Origin of the sequence: Allorhizobium paknamense (assembly GCF_030815125.1) — a bacterium.
GTDB classification, from domain to species: Bacteria; Pseudomonadota; Alphaproteobacteria; order Rhizobiales; family Rhizobiaceae; genus Allorhizobium; species Allorhizobium paknamense.
In genome coordinates this window covers 110,352-129,154 of the sequence record NZ_JAUSWH010000012.1, presented here as the reverse complement: position 1 = coordinate 129,154, position 18,803 = coordinate 110,352, and the positions used below count along the sequence as shown (strand labels likewise).

Genomic DNA, 18,803 nt, shown 5'->3' with positions numbered 1-18,803 from the left:
GGAGGCTCGGTGGCCTCCGGGGCGTTTGCTGTTAGAGAGTTTCCCTGTTTCATCGCAACACGGAAACTCTCTAACTACTTGTATTTACGCATTTCCGGACGGAAAACCGGTTTCCACTTTTCCAGGAAATGCTCTGGCAATCAGGGCTTCTGATTGCGCAGTTTTTCCGCTTCGGCGTAGAACTTCTTTTCCCACTCATTGTGGTTATCCAGCCCCTCGCGGATGAAGGGGGTGAAGATGGCAAGGTTCATCAGGCACCAGTTGACGAGCCGTGCCGGGAACTTCAGCGGCTTGACGAAATCCACGAACAGCACCACGCGGGTCTTGTCGGTGTGGTTCCAGGCCTCATGCTCATAGGCATCGTCGAAAATCAGCACCTTGCCCTCGTCCCAGTGGCAGATCTGGTCCTTGACGCGGATGGCGAGCTTGTCGCGCGGCTCCGGCACGATCATGCCAAGATGCAGGCGCAGCACGCCGTTATAGGGGCCGCGATGCGGCGGCAGATGCTTGCCCGGCTCGAAGATCGAGAACATCACCGTGGTCAGGCCCGGAATCTTCTGCATGGCCTTCCAGGTTTCCGGGCAGGCACGGATATTGGCCTCCGATTTCACCCCGAAGCCGAGCAGGAAGAAGGTTTTCCAGTTGTTATCGGAGGAAATGGTTTTCACATCCGTGGAAATGTCCTGGAAGCTCGGCAGTTCATCCTTGCGCAGCAGGATCTTGTCCAGTTCGGCGCGGATGGCGGGATAGGCCTTTTCAACCTCCGCCGCCCAGGGAAAGGTGGCATTGTCATAAACCGGCGGATTGCCGAGTTTTGCATGTTTGAAGTTCAGCTTTTCCGCCCAGGCGACAATGCCCATGAAAAAGCGGGTGATGCGGCTTGCCCGCTCCATCGGCGCGATGCCTTCGGTGCCAAAGGCCTGGGTTTCGGGTTTGGAGGAGAGAGTGGAAGTAGGCGTGTCCATGGCAGCACCATTATTGGAGGAGAATACGCTTTTTACGACAAGGCTCGAAGATGCGTGACCCTCCTCGCCTTGAAGAGATTTCGAATATCTCAAATGCATCAGGCGCTTCAGATATTCGAAAATGGAAGACGAACTGCCATTTTCAATGACACTTCGTCTAACACAAGTGATGAAGTGTGGATTTCGACAAAATCAAGACATGCCGAGATCGAAATTCATGTTTCACCGTTTTTTAGCCGCCATGACCCGCCCTCTGCTTGCAAAACCCTAGCTTTCCCTGAAAAATAAAGGTTCCAATCCGGTTCCAGGGCTCCAATCCAGTTAGAGGCTTCATGGCCGCCCGCCAGCGCATCATTCCCATACGTCGCCAGTATAACCGCTGGGTGGCAGACCAGACGCTGGAAGATTACGCCCTGCGCTTTACCGCCAAAAGCGCCCGGCGCTTTTCCTCCAGCCGCATTTCGCAAACCGCCATCGGCGCGATTTCCTTTCTGGCGCTGGAGGCGATCGGCGGCACCATCACCATTTCCTATGGCAGCACCAATGCCTTCTATGCCATCCTGGTGGCGGCGCTTGTCATGCTGCTCGTCGGCGTGCCGATCAGCCGCTATGCCATCCGCGAGGGGGTGGACATCGATCTTCTGACGCGCGGCGCGGGGTTCGGCTATATCGGCTCCACCATCACCTCGCTGATCTATGCCAGCTTCACCTTCATGCTCTTTGCCATCGAGGCCTCGATCATGACCGGCGCGCTGGAGCTTGCCTTCGGCATCCCGGCCTCCTTCGGCTATATCATTTCGGCGATCGTGGTCATTCCGCTCGTCACCTATGGCATTCAGCTGATTTCCCGCTTCCAGCTGCTCACCCAGCCCATCTGGATCGTGCTGAACATCGCGCCCTTCCTGTTCATCGCGCTGATGGACTGGCAGAAATTCGAGCTGTGGCGAAGCTTTGCGGGCATTGGCCACGACAACGCCTTCGCCGGGGAAGCCGCCCCGTTCCGGCTGGCGGAATTCGGCGCGGCTTCAGCGATTATCCTGGCCTTGATGCCGCAGATCGGCGAGCAGGTGGACTTTCTGCGCTTCCTGCCACCGAAGGTGAAGCTGAAGCTCAATCACCGCATCGCGGTCTTTCTGGCGGGCGCGGGCTGGGTGGTGCTGGGCGTGCCGAAGCTGCTGGCGGGATCGTTTCTGGCGGTGCTGACGCTCTCTACCGGGGTGCCCGCCACGGAGGCTGCCGATCCGGCCCATATGTATCTCACCGCCTTCGGCTATATCCTGCCAAACCACACGGCAGCCCTGCTGCTGATGGCGGGCTTCGTGGTGATCTCGCAGCTGAAGATCAATGTGATGAATGCCTATGCCGGGTCGCTCGCCTGGTCGAATTTCTTCTCCCGCCTCACCCACAGCCATCCGGGCCGGGTGGTGTGGCTGGTGTTCAACGTCTCCATCGCGCTTTTGTTGATGGAGCTTGGCATCTACCGGTTGCTGGAAGCCACGCTTGCCATTTTCTCCATCATCGCCATGGCATGGCTGTGCACCATTTCCGCCGATCTCTTCGTCAACCGCAAGCTGGGATTGGCCCCGCCCGGCATCGAGTTCAAGCGCGCCCATCTCTATGACATCAACCCCGTCGGCTGCGGCACGCTGGTGCTTTCGGCGGGCATTGCACTGGCGGCGCATTTCGGCCTGTTCGGGGGGCTTGCGGCCTCGCTTGCCACCTTCATCACCCTGATCGCCTTCCTGATTTCCCCGCTGATTGCCTGGGCGACGGATGGGAAATTCTATCTCGCCCGCAAGCCCCGGGCGAGCTGGAAAAACGCCACCAGCATCACCTGCTCGATCTGCGAACACCCCTTCGAGCCGGAGGACATGGCATGGTGCCCCGCCTATGCCGCGCCGATCTGTTCGCTCTGCTGTTCGCTGGACAGCCGCTGCCATGACATGTGCAAGCCGCAGGCAAAGCTCAACGCCCAGGCCGGTTTCGTGGCGCGGCAGGTGCTGCCGGACAGCGTGATCGAAAAACTCGCCAGCCGTCTTGGCCGTTACTCCATCACCGCCGTCATCGCCATTTCGCTGATCGGCACCATTCTGGCGCTGATTGCCCATCAGGTCTCCGCCGCCTCGCCGGAAACGGCGCTGGTGGTGAACCGCACCATTCTCATCGTCTTCTTCGTCTTTGCGGTGATTGCCGGTATTGCCTCCTGGTTCTACGTGCTGGCCCATGACAGCCGGGTGGTGGCGGAGGAGGAATCCTTTCGCCAGAACAGCCTGCTGCTCAAGGAAATCGCTGCCCACCAGAAAACCGATGCCGCCCTGCAAGCCGCCAAGGAAACGGCAGAAGCCGCCAACCGGGCGAAAAGCCGCTACGTCGTGGGCCTTTCCCACGAACTGCGCACGCCGCTCAATGCCGTTCTGGGTTATGCGCAATTGCTGGAGCAGGATGAAACCATCCCTGCCCCTCGGCAATCGGCCATCAAGGTCATTCGCCGTTCGGCGGATCACCTCTCCGGCCTGATCGACGGGTTGCTCGATATTTCGAAGATCGAGGCGGGAAAGTTGCAGGTCTTTTCCAACGAGTTGAACCTCAGCGATTTCCTCGACCAGATCGTCGACATGATCGCGCCGCAGGCAGAGGCCAAAGGGCTGATCTTCACCCATGAGCGCGCCCGCAACCTGCCGCGCTATGTGCGGGCGGATGAGAAGCGGCTCAGGCAAATTCTCGTCAACCTGCTCTCCAACGCCATCAAGTTTACCGATAGCGGCCATGTGCGCTTCGATATCGCCTATCGCAGCCAGGTAGCCACCTTCACCATTGCCGATACCGGACGCGGCATTGCCGAAAAGGATCTGTCGCGGATTTTCGAGCCCTTCCAACGCGGCGAGGCCGACAATATCCGCCCCATGCCGGGGCTGGGGCTGGGGCTGACCATTACCCGCCTGCTCACCAATACGCTGGGCGGCGAGATTGCCGTGGACAGCGAAAAGGACAAGGGCACGACCTTCCGGGTGCGGCTGCTGCTCTCCGCCGTCGAGCGGCCATCGACCGCGCCGCAGCCGGAGCGCAAGATTGTCTCTTATACCGGCCCGCGCCGGACCATCGTGGTGGTGGACGACAATGAAGATCACCGCGACCTGATGCGCGAGGCGCTTTCACCGCTCGATTTCATCGTGCTCACCGCCAATAGCGGCCCGGATTGCCTGACGCTCATCGAAGGCGTGCAGCCCGATCTGTTTCTGGTGGACATCTCCATGCCCGGCATGAATGGCTGGCAGTTGGTGGAAAAGCTGCGCGATCTCGGCCAGAACGCGCCGATCCTGATGCTGTCTGCCAATATCGGCGACAGCAGCGTGCGGGAGCCCGGATCGAGCGGCCATAATGATGCGATCACCAAGCCGGTGAATGTGCAGAAGCTGCGTGACAAGCTGGCGCTGCACCTGAAACTGCAATGGGTCTATGCCGATACCGCGCAACCGGCGCCAAAACCGAAACCCTCCGAGCCGGTGCAAAGCCCGGGGGCCGAGCATATCGAGGAATTGCTGCGGCTGGCGGAAATCGGCTATGTGCGCGGCATTGACGCCAAATTGCAGGATCTGGCGCGCATGCCGGAGCATCAGCCCTTTGCCGATCACCTCAAACCCTTCCTGCAGGCCTTCGATATGGCGGGGCTGATCAAGACGCTGGAACGGTTCCGAACAGAGAAAGAGGATGCCCGTGGCTGACACGCCTTCGCCCCGCGACATCGTGCTGCTGGTGGATGACAGCCCGGAAACGCTGGGCTTTCTCACCGATGCGCTGGAGCAATCCGGCTTTTCCGTGCTGATCGCCACCTCCGGTCAGGCCGCCCTTGGCATTGCCGAGCGCATCAGCCCGGATCTCATCCTGCTGGACGCCATCATGCCCGGCATGGATGGTTTCGAGACCTGCCGAAAGCTAAAGGCCAACAGCGCCGTGGCGCAGGTGCCGGTGATCTTCATGACCGGGCTGACGGAAACCGAACATGTGGTGAATGCGCTGGGCGCCGGAGGTGTCGATTACCTCACCAAGCCGATCAATATCGATGAACTTCGCGCCCGTATCCGCGTGCATCTTGCCAATGCCCGCTCCGCCCAGAGCGCACGCGTGGCGCTGGATGCCGCAGGCCGCCACCTGATGGCGGTGAAGGGCGATGGCACGATCCACTGGTCGACGCCGCAGGCCACGCGGCTGATTACCACCGCCACCGGCGCGGAAGACGGGCTTGCCGCCGTGACCGCCACGATCGCCGCCTGGATGGCCCATCGCTCTGCACAGGCCAGCAGCCGTGAACCGACCTTCCCCTATCCGCCAACCGGCCCGGCCAGCCTGACGCTGACCTTTCTCGGCACCATCGGCCCGGATGAATATCTCTTCCGCCTGACCGCCGCCGACAACCGCCGCCAGGATGAAGCCCTGCGCGATGTTTTCGGCCTCACCTCCCGCGAAGCGGAGGTGCTGCTATGGATTGCGCACGGCAAATCCAACCGCGACATAGCCGAGATTCTCGGCCTGTCAGCCCGCACGGTCAACAAGCATCTTGAACAGATCTATGTGAAGCTCGGCGTGGAAAACCGCGCCTCCGCTGCCGTCAAGGCAGCGCAGGTCATGCATGGCGGTTAGAGCGCGTCCGGTGAACACAGGTTCACCGGACGCACTCTAAGCTTTTGTTTTTACGCAATTCCAGGAGAAGTAGAAATCACTTCCCTGGATGCAGACAGGCCGCTCTCTCAAAACTCTTCCCATTCATTGCGCATGGCAAGCGCGGCATTGCCACGGCTGGCAGGCTGCGGGCGGCGCGCCTCGCGAACAGGGGCCGGGGCCGAAGAGCGGGCGGACGCGGGTGCCGCCATGCCGTTCTCGGGCTTGAGCTTGAAGCGGGCGACGAGATTGGCGAGGTTGGTCGCCTCATCGGCCAGCTTGCTGGTGGCAGCGGTGGATTGCTCCACCATGGCCGCGTTCTGCTGGGTGGTCTGGTCCATTTCGTTGACGGCGGTGTTGACCTCGCTCAGGCCCGTGGACTGCTCCTTGGCGGCAAGGGCGATGGACTGCACATGCTCGTTGAGTTTTACGACATGGTTGCCAATGGTACTGATCACCTGCCCCGTCTCCGTCACCAGCGTCACGCCGCCTGCCACTTCGCTGCGCGAGCGGGTAATCAGCGTCTTGATGTCCTTGGCTGCCGTTGCAGAACGCTGCGCCAGTTCCCGCACCTCCTGCGCAACGACCGCAAAGCCCTTGCCGGCCTCACCGGCACGCGCAGCCTCGACACCGGCATTCAGCGCCAGAAGGTTGGTCTGGAAGGCAATTTCATCGATCACGTTGATGATGTTGCCGATTTCGTTCGACGCCTGCTCGATGCGTTCCATGGCCGACACCGTGCTGTTGACAACCTCACGGGACTGTTCGGTGCTTTTGCGCACTTCCGAGACCATATGGGCCGCTTCCGCCGAACGGTCGGTGGAGCTTTTGACGGCGGAGGTAATCTCTTCCAGCGCCGCCGCCGTTTCTTCCAGCGAGGCCGCCTGCTGCTCCGTGCGCTTGGAGAGATCCGAAGAGGCATGGCGCAATTCGCCAGCCCCGCTGTTGATCATGTCGATGGCCGAGCGCACCTCTGTCATGACGCGGCGCAGGCTTTCCATCGTGGCGTTCATGTTTTTCTGCAGATTGAGGAAGACTCCCTTGAATTCGCCCTGCATGGCTTCGGTCAGATCACCTTGCGCCAGGGCCGCCACGACGCGGTTGGTTTCCGCCACACCGGCATCCACGGAGGTCACCAACTGGTTGACGCTGGCGGCAAAGCGGTTCAGATCCTCGTTTTCATAGCGTTTGTTGATACGGGCAGAAAAGTCGCCCGCCACGGCGGCGGAGACAACGGTGGAAATATTGCTCTGCAGATCCGCATTCTGCTGCTGCAACGCCGCTTCCTGGGCATTGAGATCGCGCACCTTTTCGGCGTTCTGCTTGAACACCAGCACGGCCCGGGCCATGTCGCCGATTTCATCGCGATTATCCGCATAGGGAATGGTGCGGGAGAGGTCGCCTTTGGCGAGATCACCCATGCAGCCGGTAATCTGTTCGATGGGCGTGGCAATGGCGCGGCGCCCGAAAATCGCAGAACCGATCATCAACAGCACCAGCAGGGCGGAAAGACAGATACTGATGGTCGAAGCCATGTCCTGCAAGTTCCGCCGGTCTGCATTGGCTTGCTCCACCCGCTGCTTGATGGCCAGCACGGTTTCATCGACCAGCCCTGCAAGGTCGGAGCTGATCTTGGCAAGCGGCGGCAGACTGGCGCTGACATCCGTCTGCCCCGCGCTCAAGGCGCTATCGAGCGCAGCGGTAAGGGCCACGTAATTCGTCACCAGTTCGGCGAGGCGTCTGGCTCTTTCCTGGTTGGCCGGCAATTGCATATCGGCGCTTGCAAGCTTCAGATATTTCTCGGCGGAGGCGCGTCTCTGCTGGAAATAATCCCGCGCTGCCTGCCGCTCCTTTTCGCTGGTGGCCAGACGAAGCTCACCCACGCCAATTTCCATGCCGCGCAGCGAGGCCTTCATATCCACCATATTGCGCGCAATATCCGATTGCACCCGTCCATAGGTCGTCGCCCTGTCCACGGCCTGATTCAACTGCCAGCCGGCAACCGAAGTGATGAGAACGAGCGCAATGCCCAGACCGGACATGACGGAAAGCTTGCTGCTGATACGAGAGGGGCCGAACGCCATCAGGATTTGCCTTGCTTGATCAATGAAGATGAGTTGCAACAAAAAACTCGCACAATCGGGATCCCGATAGAAATATCGGAGCGGTTTTGGCGAAGAGTTGCCTGGATGGTGCGGGCGCAAATTTAAAAAGACATTAAGAAAAATGCGGACTTATATTATTTATGACAGTTTCATGACAAAATGATCATGTTCGTTGCAAATCAAAGCAAGACAACCGGCTGATCAGGCCTGATTTGAGGTAATACGAAGAGTCATTGAAAATGACTCTTCGTATTACCTTTTCGAATATCTCAAGCCCTTAACGCATTTGAGATATTCGAAATTCCTTCAAGGCGAGGATGCGTCAGCATCTTCGAGCCTTGATATAACGCCTTCTGGAATGCGCTTACAGATGACAGAGGATGCGGTCTCGGTTGCTTCAAAGGCCAGCGAAAAGATGTGACCACCAGCCGTAGGCTGGCAGAGCGCTTTTCCACCATGCAGGCTGGCGATGCGCTCGACGATCTTCAGGCCGATGCCGAGGCCGTTGCCGGGTTTCACGGAAAAGGCGGCGTGATCCCAGCCTGCACCCTCCCCCATGATCCGATGGTCGTAGTCGGAGTTTGCAAAGGTGGCTTCCGGATGCGCGGACATCACCCGGTCCTCGACCTCCAGCCTGCCCGGCCGCACGCGTACGATGATCGAAGTGCCGTCCGGCGTATGGCGAAGGGCGTTTTCGATGAGGTTGCGCAGCGCATCCTTGATCAGAGCCGGAACGCCGCTGAAGGGCACGGCCTCCTCGGCCTCCAGTTCCAGCGTGTGGCGATTTTCATAGACGAGCGGCGCAAGCTGGCCCACCACGTCCGCGGCAAGGGCGGCCAGATCGACCGCTTCGAACATGGCATGATCGAAGCTGTCGAGGCGGGCAAGCGCGGTGAGTTGCGAGACGAAATGCGCCAGCTCATCGAGATCGGCTTCTGCCTTGCGGGCGCGCGGATGATCGATGCGGCCAAGTTCCAGCTTGATGGCGGCCAGTGGCGTGCGCACCTCATGGGCAATGCCGGTGGTTAGCAGTTTCTGGGATTTCATCAATTCGCCCACGCGCTCGAAGGCGCGGTTGATCGCCTCGGTCAGGTGGGCAATCTCGCGGGGCATATCCTGGACTTGCAGATGCGAGCGGGAATCGAGCGGGTCGATCCTCTCCGCCGCTTCCGCCGCAAGCCGCACCGGCTTCAGCGCCACTCGCATGGCAATCAGCATGGCGCCGACCACCAGCACCAGAAGCAGGCTCATCGGCTGCACCAGATGTTCCAACACCTCGTTCCAGAAAACGCTGTTGACGACATTCTCCGGATCGCCGAGCGTCGCCACCTCCACGAGATAGCGCTGGTCTCCCACGAAAAAGGCCCGACCGCCGGTGAGAAACAGCGGCTTGCCCGGCTTCAGCGACCGCAGCCAGAAATCCGGCGGATTGAGATCGACTGGCAGAAAGCGGCTTTCACAGGCATCATCGCAGGATTCGAACAGAATCTGCCCAGCGGGCGTACGGATACGGGCGATATAGCCGGTCGTCGCCCCGGCATAGCGGCTATGCATCGCCTCCGGCAGGGTGAAATCCGGGGTGGCGGCGGTGTTCAGCCCCTCCATCAGCCGTTCGGTTTCCTGCTCCACGAACAGCCGCGACAGTTCGCCGACATTCCAGTAATAATCCGAGCAGACCACGGCCAGTTGCAAGGCCATGGCGACCACGGTGAACACGGCGATGCGCCGCACCAAAAGCCCGCCAAGCGTGGGACGAGAGCGGATCATGCCCGCGCCTCCCGGAGCAGATAGCCAACGCCACGCACGGTTTCGATAACCACGCCGGTGGCATGGCCATCCAGCTTCTTGCGCAGCCGCGACACGGCCAGTTCCACCGCATTGCTGCTGCGCTCATCGCCAAATTCGGAAAAAGCGTGCTCGATCTTCGCCTTCGGCACCACCCGGTCGCCATTGCGCATCAGGAGTTCCAACAGGCGCTTTTCCGAGGGCGCCAGCGCAATCTCGCCCTCGCCGCAGGTCACACGGCTGAGTGCCACATGAAAATCCAGCGCACCGAATTGCAGCACCGGCATGGCCGTGACCGGGGCGCGGCGCAGCAGGGCGCGAATGCGGGCGATCAGTTCGCCATTGTGGAAGGGTTTGGCAAGATAATCATCGGCACCGGCATCCAGCCCGGCGATCCGCTCGTCAATGGCGCCACGGGCGGTGAGGATCAGCACCGGGATCTGCAAACCGCCGGTGCGCAGCGCGCTCAGGAGATCGATCCCATCCTCGTCGGGAAGACCGAGATCCAGCATCAACAGATCATAGGCCGCCGCCGCCAGCGCCAGCCGCCCCTCCTCCGCCGTTGCCACGGCATCGATCCGCCAGCCGGCATCGCGCACGGCCTCGCTGAGGAGATCGCGAAGCCGGGCGCTGTCTTCGATCAACAGAAGTCTCATGCCTTCTTTCGACCCGTAACCATGGACCAGATCAGATTTTCCTTGTGCCGCAGGCTTTCAATCACCGCAGCCGCCGCGTGGATCAGTGCAAGCACCATAATGCTGTTGGCAATGGTTCCATGCAATTCCTCCAGCCATTTTTCACCCCAGAAAGCATCGAGCATCGTCATCCAGCCGGTAACGGCAGTGGCGGCCAGAAGCGCCATGAGGCAGAGCATCATCACCGAGGCCAGGGGGTTATGCCCGAGATAGCGCGGTTCGTTACCCGCGATCAGCCCGCCGATCTGGCGCTTGAGACGTCCAGGCGTTGGAAAGAAATCGCGGAAGCGGGCATGACGCGTGCCGACAAAGCCCCAGAGGATACGAATGACAAGCGCAGCCGCCGCGACATAGCCGGTGACGCGGTGCCAGTAACGGCCTTCCTCCAGAATGAACAGATTGAGAATGCAGGCCGTAACCACCGTCCAGTGAAACAGCCGCACCACCGGATCCCAGACCTTTACCGTGGCCGGGGCGCTGTCGGAGGGCAAATTGCCCCCCGTGCCAAACCGGATCTCGGTCATGGCTCAATCGCCCTTCTTGACGATGTCGCCGGTGACGGGGTTGAAGTAGATTTCAACGCGCTTGCCGTCCTTGTCGTGACCGTAGATCTCGTAGCAGTTGCCGGTGACTTCGAACGTCTTCACCTTGTAGCCCGCCGCATCGATCTTGGCCTTCATGGCATCCTCAGACATCCACTTGGCCTTGGGCTCGGTGGTGCAGCTCGGGCTGGCATGGGCCAGAACCGGCAGGGCGGAAAGAACGGCAGCAGCAGCAATCAGTTTGAACGTCATGGACTTGACCCTTTTAAGAGGCCCGTTTTCGGGCGACGCAGAAGGGATAGACCGGCGAAGCTGTCGGTTTGCTGTCGGTGAGGATGGTTTCGCTGGCTACTGCATAATTCCTTAAATCGGAATCGATTTAAGGTGAAAATTATGCAGCAAATTTAAAGTCTTACAGCGCCGTACGTTTGATAAAACGCACGGCGCTGTATCGTGCTGCAACGACAGAAAAGCGCGGAAAGCTAAAACTTTCCGCGCCCGTTGTTTCTGAAAGGATATTCCGTATCAGGCCGCCTTGAGGCCTGTTTCCCGGGGAATTTCCACGTCGATTTCGAGAAGCGACACATGCTCGTCGCGGTCGATCTTGATGCGGACCTTGTCGCTGTCGATTTCGACATGCTTGGCAATCACTGCAAGGATTTCCTCCCGCAGCACGCCAACCAGATCATGACCCAGATAGGCGCGCTCATGGGCGAGCAACACCTGCAGCCGCTCCCGCGCCAGCGGCGCGGACTGCTGCTTGCGAAAGAGGTTGAACAGACTCATGCGGCCCTCCGTGCAAAGATTTTGCCCAGGAGGCCGCGCTTTTCTTCCGGAATGGAGACCGGCAGGTTTTCACCGGCCAGACGGCGTACGGCTTCGAAATAGGCCTGGGCGGGAGCGGATTTCGGCTCGGCCAGCGTGACCGGCGCGCCGACATTCGAAGCCTTGAGCACATCCATGCTTTCCGGAATAATGCCGAGCAGCGGGATGGAGAGGATTTCCAGAACGTCATCCACCTTCAGCATGTCGCCGCGCTGGGCGCGGATGGCGTCGTAGCGCGTCAGCAGCAGGTGCTTTTCGATGCGTTCGCCGCGCTCGGCCTTGAGGGTCTTGGAATCGAGAAGGCCGATGATGCGATCGGAATCGCGCACGGAGGATACTTCCGGATTGGTGACGACCACGGCGATATCGGCATGGCGCATGGCTAGCGTCGCACCGCGCTCGATGCCGGCGGGGCTATCGCAGATCACCCAGTCGAAGTGCTTCTTCAACTCGTTGATCACCCATTCCACGCCCTCTTCCGTCAGATTGTCCTTATCGCGGGTCTGGGAGGCGGGCAGAAGGAAGAGGGTATCGATGCGCTTGTCGCGGATCAGCGCCTGCGGCAGCTTGGCATCGCCCTGAATGACGTTGATGAGGTCATAGACCACGCGGCGCTCGGCGCCCATGACGAGATCGAGATTGCGCAGGCCGACATCGAAATCGACAACGACGACCTTCTCGTTGCGCTGTGCCAGGGCAGCGCCCAACGCCGCGGTCGATGTGGTCTTGCCCACACCGCCCTTGCCTGACGTGACGACGATTACCTTCCCCATCTTCATCTCCTGTGTTCGGCTTGCCGATACCTGTTTTGACACCCCTCATGGGGCGAAATCGAAATATCAAATTCGCAGATCAAGCTTGCCCGAAACCGCCAAAGGCCTCCGGGCAGGCTGTTAAGCTGTTTGCGTGTTCCGAACAGAAAACCGCACCGCAGTTTTCCTCGGAACACTCAGTTTCATCCACCCAGTTTGCGGGCGTGAATGGTTTCCTCTTCCAGCCAGAGCTGTACGGGCTGACCGATCAGATCGGCGGGCAGGTCCTCGGCCATCTTGTAGATGCCGTCGATGGCGATCAGTTCGGCCTCCAGCTTGCGGCAGAAAATCCGCGCCTGCGCATTGCCGACCGATCCCGCCATGGCCCGGCCCCGCAGGCTGCCATAGACATGGATGGAACCACCGGCGATGATTTCCGCGCCCGAGGCGACCGAACCGATGACGGTGACATCGCCTTCCGTGAAAATCACCGACTGGCCGGAACGCACCGGCTCCTCGATGATGAGGGATTGCAATGCCGCACGCGGCTGCTCCAGCGCCACGGGCGTTGTCTCGGCAGGCTTGTCGGCGGGCTGCTCGAAAGAAGGCTCGGATTTGGTAACCTCGATATCGGAAACCGGGCGGCCACCTTTCAGCACCGGCGGCATGCCCGCTTCCACCTGGGCAAAACGGGCGCCTTCGAGACCCATGATCGATACCTTGCGCTCGGCAAGGGAAGCGATCAGGCCCTTCAATTCCTCCTTGCTGACGGCAAGGTCGGTTACGTCCAGCACCACCGGACGGCCCAGGAAAAATCCGGCCGAGCGGGAGGCAAGATCATCCAGCCGCGCCAGCCAGCCATCGAGCGGCAGGTCCGGAGCGAGCACGACCGCCAGGAAAGAGCGGCCTTTAATCCTTATGGAACGAGCGTCTGGTGTCAGCACTGCGATTTCTTCAAAGCACCTTGCCCGCAGGATGCGGGAAGACGCCTTTATCCCTGTTCGTTGCGCCGCCTGACCGGCTCTTGGGAGGCACCGGGCGGCGACATTGGTAAACAAATCGTTTACGCTGAATTACGGCTGATTTGGTTAACAAATGGTTAACGCCGGATGCTTTCCTAAGGAAATGTTAAAATTTGTTACCAGGAGAGTTCATCGATAAATTCTGCATGATAGTGTTGAATAACAATCGGTTACGGATTTTCCGACAGACCATCACAATCGGCAGACGTTAACGTTTGCAGGCTGCATCCGAAAACAAAAAAGCCCGGCATCACTGCCGGGCTCTCAGAATCTCAGGCAAAAACCTTACTTGTTTTCGAAGTAGGAGTACTTGCCGTCTTCACCCTTCTTCCAGGTGTACATGACGTAGTCCGGACGGGTGATGTCGCCCTTGGAATCGAAGCCGATGTCGCCGATCACGGTCTTGAACGGACCCTTGGCCTTCATGGTTTCGGCAACCTTTTCCGGATCATTGGTGGCGGCAGCCTTGGCGGCGTCGGCAATGATCTGGAGAGCAGCGTAGGAGTACAGCGTGTAGGCTTCCGGCTCGAAGCCGGCGTCGCGGAACTTCTTCACCACATCCTTGGCGTTCGGGTTGTTACGCGGATCCGGCGGGAAGGTCATCAGCGTGCCATTGACGGCATCGCCGGCAATCGAGGCCAGTTCGTTGGAGGTGATGCCGTCGCCGGACATCAGCGTTGCCTTCAGGCCCTGGTCGGCCATCTGACGCATGATCAGACCGGCTTCAGTGTGCAGACCGCCATAGTAAACCACGCCGACACCGGCTTCCTTCATCTTGGCGATGAGGGCGGAGTAATCCTTTTCGCCGGGCGTGATGCCTTCATAGAGGACTTCCTTGACGCCGAGCTTGTTCATTGCCTTCTTGGTTTCGTCGGCAAGGCCCTGACCATAGGGGGTCTTGTCGTGAACGACGGCAACCTTCTTGTCCTTTAGATGGTCGGCGATGTACTGGCCGGCCACGGCACCCTGCTGGTCGTCACGACCGCAGGTACGGAAGGTGTTCCACTTGTCACGCTCGGTGAACTTCGGGTTGGTGGAAGCCGGCGTGATCTGCAGAATACCGTTTTCGGCATAAACGTCGGAGGCCGGAATGGACACGCCCGAGTTGAAGTGACCGACAACGAACTTGACGCCATCGGCGGCAAACTTGTTGGCAACGGATACGCCCTGCTTGGCATCGGACACGTCGTCGCCGAGAACGATCTTGATCTTTTCCCCATTGATGCCGCCAGCAGCATTGATGTCTGCCGCAGCCTGTTCAACGCCCTTCTGGAGCTGAGCGCCGAAAGCGGCGTTCGGTCCGGTCAGCGGGCCGCCGACGCCGACAAGGATGTCAGCCCAGGCCGTGCCGCTGAAGGCAGCCATGGCCGTCAAGGCTACGGCTGAAAGAAGCGACTTCTTCATTCTGTTACTCCCAATTGTTGAGGCGGGTCCGTTTGAAGGCCCTGCGCAATACCCACCGTGACTGCGCGGGAAAACTGTTCCACTCTTGGCGGTCAAGATTGCCGGCGCATCAGCGACCGGCAGGTCTATCCCTTTGTTTTTGCGAAGCCGAAAGGATTATTCTCTCTTTTTCCGGCGGCGCATTTTAGCTTTTCTTTTTTCTCATCTGAGACAAGAAAAGCCAAGCTGTCAATCTTTCTTCTTCCAGGAAAGCGGCGAGGTTTTCTCAAAGAGCCAGTAATAGTTATTGACCATTTGATTGGTGCGGCGAAAGCGGAAACCCGCCGTGGAAAACACCAGCAGCGTCACCACGTCGATGGCGTAGTAGAGGCCATCCAGCATCGGCCCCTGGAAGAGCGAATAGTGGAGGAAACGCAGCACAAAGCCGAGCAGCAGCGTATAGACCACCACCTGAGCATAAACACCCCAGCCATCGGCCACGGCCTTGCCGGTGCGCCAGGCCGTCCAGAAGCCAAGCAGTACGACCATAAGACGAAGAACGACGCGAACGCCGGTATCGCTTTCGAACAACAAACCCTGCATCTTTTTCTCCCGCCGCCCCGACGGCGCCTGCGCATTGACCTTAAGGAAAACAGAGATCGGCTTTCCCTGCGGACATGCATAAAACCAAAACCGGATCGTTTGCCGTGCCTTTCCTGGCCCACCAATGACCGGGAGAGCGTGGATACTGTATCCGTTTCCACCTCGCCCGTCCCTGGCATTTCACAAGGCACTGGCTACGGTGTGTGGACATTCGCCCCTGAGCGGGCTGCAAACGGCAATTTCCTGCGCTTCCGGTGCTCATGTACTCAAGTACACTCCGCTCCGGTTCTCGAAAATCACCGTTTTCGCCACGCCCAAAGCCGAATCTCCACACACCCTAGAGCGGTTCACTGTTTCACGGAAACGCGGAACCGCTCCAAGTCTTTATGTCTACGCATTTCCGGACGGAAAACCGCTACGCACTTTTCCAGAAAATGCTTTGGTATGATCCTGCCAAAGCAGCAGGATCATACCGTCACATCAATGCCGTCCGCCTTCGAGATAGGCGGCGCGCACCTGCGGATCAGCCAGCAATTCCTTGCCGGAGCCGCTCATCGTCACCTGTCCATTGACCATGACATAGGCGCGGTCCGACAGTTTCAGCGCGGCAAAGGCGTTCTGCTCCACCAGGAAGACGGTCAGCCCCTCTTCCTGATTGAGCTTCTTGATCGCCTCGAAAATGCCCTTGACGATCAGCGGCGCCAGACCCAGCGACGGCTCATCCAGCAGAAGCAGCTTCGGCCTTGCCATCAGCGCGCGGCCAATAGAGAGCATCTGCTGTTCGCCGCCCGAAAGCGTGCCGCCGCGCTGCTGCTGGCGTTCCTTAAGGCGCGGGAAAAGGCTGAAGATCTTTTCCACGTCTTCCGCGAAATATTTCAGGTTATCGAGCCCTGCCCCCATCTGGAGGTTTTCCATGACGGTCATGCGCGGGAAGATGCGACGGCCTTCCGGCGATTGGGCGATGCGGCGGCGCGCAATCAGATGCGTCGGCATCTTGGTGATGTCGGTGCCGTCGAACATGATCTTGCCGGAGCGGGCCTGCGGGCTGCCGCAGATGGTCATCATCAGCGTCGACTTGCCGGCACCGTTGGCGCCGATCAGCGAGACGATCTCACCCTGATGCACCTCCACATTGACGCCGCCGAGGGCGCGGATATTGCCGTAATAGGTTTCAACACCCTGGACTTTGAGAAGCGGTTCGCCAGACATTAGTGTTCGCCTCCGGCAACGGCTTCCACGTCGGAAATTGCCTCTTCCAATTCTTCATCCTCGACACCCAGATAGGCCGCGATGACCTTCGGGTCGTTCTTCACATGCTCCGGCGTGCCGTCGGAAATCTTCTTGCCATATTCCAGCACGACAACATGGTCGGAAATTTCCATGACCACCGACATATCGTGCTCGATCAGCATGATTGAGGTGCCGTTGTCATCGCGAATGCCGTTGAGCAGCGTGTTCAGCGCCAGGCTTTCCTTCGGATTGAGGCCCGCGGCGGGCTCGTCCAGGCACAGAAGTTCCGGCCCGGTGCACATGGCGCGGGCAATTTCCAGACGCCGCTGCGCACCATAGGAAAGATCGCCCGCCGGATCGTCGGCGCGCTCGATCAGATCGGCTTTTTCCAGCCAGTAACGCGCCTTTTCAATCGCTTCGGCAGCAGCCTTGCGGTAGCCGGGCAGGCCAAGCAGGCCAAGCACCGTATAGCCTGAGGCGCGCATCAGGTCGTTATGCTGAGCCACAAGCAGGTTTTCCAGAACGGTCAGGCCGGAAAACAACCGGATATTCTGGAAGGTTCGGGCCACCTTGGCTTTCTTGGTGATCTCGAAATCCGCCAGCCTTTCCAGCAGGAATTCCTTGCCGGAGCGCTGCTTGAGCGTGATCATGCCCATGGTCGGCTTATAGAAGCCGGTGATGCAGTTGAACACCGTGGTCTTGCCTGCACCGTTCGGGCCGATCAGGGCGGTGATTTCACCGCGCCGGGCCTCGAAGGAGCAATCGTTGATCGCCATCAGGCCGCCAAACTTCATCGACAGGTGTTCGACCTTGAGAATTGCGTCTTTGGTCATGGTATCGGTTCCGGAAGTCATCAGCCGTGACCTTCCTTGGTAAAGCTGCCCGAGACGGATTTTCTTTCCTTCAGGAAGGCCGTCGGCTCTCTGCTGCCCACAAAGCCGCGCGGCTTGAACAGCATGACGATGATCATGGCGAGACCGAAGAGCAGCATGCGGTAGAGTTCCGGGGTGAAATCAGGGCCGAAGACCTGTTTCAGGAATTCCATTTCACGCAGCAATTCCGTTCCGCCAACCATGGCGATGGCCGCAATGGCGATGCCGGTGAGCGAGCCCATGCCGCCCAGAACCACAATGGCGAGGATGACCGCCGATTCCAGGAAGACGAAGCTTTCCGGCGAGACGAAGCCCTGGCGGGCGGCGAAGAAGGAGCCGGCAAAGCCGCCGAACATCGCGCCCGTGGCGAAAGCCGTGAGCTTCGTCGTCACCGTATTGATCCCGAGCGAGCGGCAGGCGATTTCATCCTCGCGGAGCGCTTCCCAGGCACGGCCGATGGGCATGCGGCGCAGGCGAATGGTGACATAGGCCGTCAGCATGCACAGCGCCAGGATGAGGTAGAAGAGGAAGATCTTGTAATAGGCCGAGGACATCGGCAGGCCGAAGGTCTTGGCGAAACCATGTGCCGAGGCATCGAAGGGAATGCCGAACAGCGTGGCCTTGGGAATGCCGGAGACACCGAAGGTGCCCTGGGTGACATCAGTCCAGTTGATCAGCACCAGCCGGATGATTTCCCCGAAGGCGAGCGTGACGATGGCCAGATAGTCACCGCGCAGGCGCAGAACCGGGAAGCCCAGCATGATGCCCCACAGGGCGGCGAGAATGCCGGAGATCGGCAGGAGCAGCCAGAAGGACAGGCCGAAATGCTGCGACAGCAGCGCGTAGGAATAGGCGCCGACAGCGTAGAAGGCGACGTAGCCGAGGTCGAGCAGACCGGCAAGGCCGACGACGATGTTCAGGCCCCAGGCCAGCATGACGTAGATCAGGATCTGGATGCCGAAATTATCGACGAATTTCAGCGAGCCCTGCGCCCCGGTGATCGAGACGATGACCGGCGGATAGAGGATGAGGGCCACCAGCGCCACCTTCAGGAAATGCTTCTTGAAGAAGGACGGCTTTGCCTCGATCTCATGGGCCGGCATATTCGCCGCACGCGCCTTGCGCGCCTTCGACCAGGGCTGGAAGAAAGCGACGATGGCGAAGCGGCCAATGGCGGCGATGGCGACGAAGATCGCCAGCAGGCCCCAGCGCGGATACCAGATCAGGGTATTGTTGATGTCCTGATCGGTCTTGATCCCGATATAGAGGATGAAAAGGCCGAGCGAGAGGATGCCGGCAAACACGGCTTCCTTGATAGCCCGGGCGAAAACGCCGGGCTGTGCAGTGGTCGGTGCGTTGCTGGACATC

16 protein-coding genes are annotated in these 18,803 nt (G+C 59.7%); 2 read left to right on the top strand and 14 right to left on the bottom strand.

Going from position 1 to position 18,803, the window contains the following annotated elements:
- Positions 1-140: 140 nt before the first annotated feature.
- A complete protein-coding gene (olsC, locus tag QO005_RS17330; protein ID WP_307159322.1) occupies positions 141-965 on the bottom strand; it encodes an ornithine lipid ester-linked acyl 2-hydroxylase OlsC in 825 nt (274 codons plus the stop codon).
- A gap of 332 nt (positions 966-1,297) precedes the next feature.
- Between olsC and QO005_RS17325 the strand changes: the two genes are divergently transcribed.
- Positions 1,298-4,687 carry a hybrid sensor histidine kinase/response regulator gene (locus QO005_RS17325; protein ID WP_307159321.1) on the top strand — a complete coding sequence of 1,130 codons (3,390 nt, stop codon included), beginning with the start codon at positions 1,298-1,300 and terminating at the stop codon, positions 4,685-4,687.
- Positions 4,680-5,603 carry a response regulator gene (locus QO005_RS17320; protein ID WP_307159320.1) on the top strand — a complete coding sequence of 308 codons (924 nt, stop codon included), beginning with the start codon at positions 4,680-4,682 and terminating at the stop codon, positions 5,601-5,603. Before QO005_RS17325 ends, QO005_RS17320 begins: the two co-directional genes overlap by 8 nt.
- A 107-nt stretch (positions 5,604-5,710) precedes the next feature.
- On the opposite strand, the gene QO005_RS17315 is transcribed toward QO005_RS17320, so the two are convergent.
- The 13 genes from QO005_RS17315 to livM form a co-directional block, all read right to left on the bottom strand.
- Entirely contained in the window at positions 5,711-7,705 is a 1,995-nt protein-coding gene (locus QO005_RS17315; RefSeq protein WP_307159319.1) for a methyl-accepting chemotaxis protein, read from the bottom strand.
- A gap of 327 nt (positions 7,706-8,032) precedes the next feature.
- Positions 8,033-9,493 (bottom strand): ATP-binding protein, encoded by a 1,461-nt coding sequence (locus tag QO005_RS17310; protein WP_307159318.1) that lies wholly within the window; start codon positions 9,491-9,493, stop codon positions 8,033-8,035.
- Positions 9,490-10,167, bottom strand: a complete 678-nt coding sequence (locus QO005_RS17305) for a response regulator (protein WP_307159317.1) — start codon at positions 10,165-10,167, stop codon at positions 9,490-9,492. The genes QO005_RS17310 and QO005_RS17305 overlap by 4 nt, the downstream gene beginning before the upstream one ends.
- Positions 10,164-10,730: a cytochrome b/b6 domain-containing protein gene (locus QO005_RS17300; protein ID WP_307159316.1), complete on the bottom strand. Its 567-nt coding sequence runs from the start codon at positions 10,728-10,730 to the stop codon at positions 10,164-10,166. Before QO005_RS17300 ends, QO005_RS17305 begins: the two co-directional genes overlap by 4 nt.
- 3 nt (positions 10,731-10,733) lie before the next feature.
- A complete protein-coding gene (locus tag QO005_RS17295) occupies positions 10,734-11,000 on the bottom strand; it encodes a PepSY domain-containing protein (RefSeq protein WP_307159315.1) in 267 nt (88 codons plus the stop codon).
- A 273-nt stretch (positions 11,001-11,273) separates the two neighbouring features.
- Entirely contained in the window at positions 11,274-11,534 is a 261-nt protein-coding gene (minE, locus tag QO005_RS17290) for a cell division topological specificity factor MinE (RefSeq protein ID WP_307159314.1), read from the bottom strand.
- On the bottom strand, positions 11,531-12,346 hold the full coding sequence (gene minD / locus QO005_RS17285) for a septum site-determining protein MinD (RefSeq protein WP_307159313.1): 816 nt from the start codon (positions 12,344-12,346) through the stop codon (positions 11,531-11,533). The genes minE and minD overlap by 4 nt, the downstream gene beginning before the upstream one ends.
- A 182-nt stretch (positions 12,347-12,528) precedes the next feature.
- Positions 12,529-13,275 (bottom strand): septum site-determining protein MinC, encoded by a 747-nt coding sequence (gene minC, locus QO005_RS17280; protein WP_370878096.1) that lies wholly within the window; start codon positions 13,273-13,275, stop codon positions 12,529-12,531.
- A gap of 357 nt (positions 13,276-13,632) precedes the next feature.
- Entirely contained in the window at positions 13,633-14,751 is a 1,119-nt protein-coding gene (locus QO005_RS17275; RefSeq protein ID WP_307159311.1) for a branched-chain amino acid ABC transporter substrate-binding protein, read from the bottom strand.
- Between the two features lie 228 nt (positions 14,752-14,979).
- Complete coding sequence (locus QO005_RS17270) at positions 14,980-15,333, bottom strand: DUF6867 family protein (protein ID WP_307159310.1); 354 nt, start codon at positions 15,331-15,333, stop codon at positions 14,980-14,982.
- A 480-nt stretch (positions 15,334-15,813) separates the two neighbouring features.
- Positions 15,814-16,542: an ABC transporter ATP-binding protein gene (locus QO005_RS17265; protein ID WP_307159309.1), complete on the bottom strand. Its 729-nt coding sequence runs from the start codon at positions 16,540-16,542 to the stop codon at positions 15,814-15,816.
- Positions 16,542-17,417 carry an ABC transporter ATP-binding protein gene (locus QO005_RS17260; protein WP_307159308.1) on the bottom strand — a complete coding sequence of 292 codons (876 nt, stop codon included), beginning with the start codon at positions 17,415-17,417 and terminating at the stop codon, positions 16,542-16,544. Before QO005_RS17260 ends, QO005_RS17265 begins: the two co-directional genes overlap by 1 nt.
- A complete protein-coding gene (gene livM, locus QO005_RS17255; RefSeq protein WP_307159307.1) occupies positions 17,417-18,802 on the bottom strand; it encodes a high-affinity branched-chain amino acid ABC transporter permease LivM in 1,386 nt (461 codons plus the stop codon). The genes QO005_RS17260 and livM overlap by 1 nt, the downstream gene beginning before the upstream one ends.
- Between the last annotated feature and the right edge of the window lies 1 nt (position 18,803).

Coding starts and splice junctions, on each gene's coding strand:
- olsC (WP_307159322.1), bottom strand. CDS start 965: ATGGACACGCCTACTTCCACTCTCTCCTCCAAACCCGAAACCCAGGCC.
- QO005_RS17325 (WP_307159321.1), top strand. CDS start 1,298: ATGGCCGCCCGCCAGCGCATCATTCCCATACGTCGCCAGTATAACCGC.
- QO005_RS17315 (WP_307159319.1), bottom strand. CDS start 7,705: ATGGCGTTCGGCCCCTCTCGTATCAGCAGCAAGCTTTCCGTCATGTCC.
- QO005_RS17310 (WP_307159318.1), bottom strand. CDS start 9,493: ATGATCCGCTCTCGTCCCACGCTTGGCGGGCTTTTGGTGCGGCGCATC.
- QO005_RS17305 (WP_307159317.1), bottom strand. CDS start 10,167: ATGAGACTTCTGTTGATCGAAGACAGCGCCCGGCTTCGCGATCTCCTC.
- QO005_RS17300 (WP_307159316.1), bottom strand. CDS start 10,730: ATGACCGAGATCCGGTTTGGCACGGGGGGCAATTTGCCCTCCGACAGC.
- QO005_RS17295 (WP_307159315.1), bottom strand. CDS start 11,000: ATGACGTTCAAACTGATTGCTGCTGCTGCCGTTCTTTCCGCCCTGCCG.
- minE (WP_307159314.1), bottom strand. CDS start 11,534: ATGAGTCTGTTCAACCTCTTTCGCAAGCAGCAGTCCGCGCCGCTGGCG.
- minD (WP_307159313.1), bottom strand. CDS start 12,346: ATGGGGAAGGTAATCGTCGTCACGTCAGGCAAGGGCGGTGTGGGCAAG.
- QO005_RS17275 (WP_307159311.1), bottom strand. CDS start 14,751: ATGAAGAAGTCGCTTCTTTCAGCCGTAGCCTTGACGGCCATGGCTGCC.
- QO005_RS17270 (WP_307159310.1), bottom strand. CDS start 15,333: ATGCAGGGTTTGTTGTTCGAAAGCGATACCGGCGTTCGCGTCGTTCTT.
- QO005_RS17265 (WP_307159309.1), bottom strand. CDS start 16,542: ATGTCTGGCGAACCGCTTCTCAAAGTCCAGGGTGTTGAAACCTATTAC.
- QO005_RS17260 (WP_307159308.1), bottom strand. CDS start 17,417: ATGACTTCCGGAACCGATACCATGACCAAAGACGCAATTCTCAAGGTC.
- livM (WP_307159307.1), bottom strand. CDS start 18,802: ATGTCCAGCAACGCACCGACCACTGCACAGCCCGGCGTTTTCGCCCGG.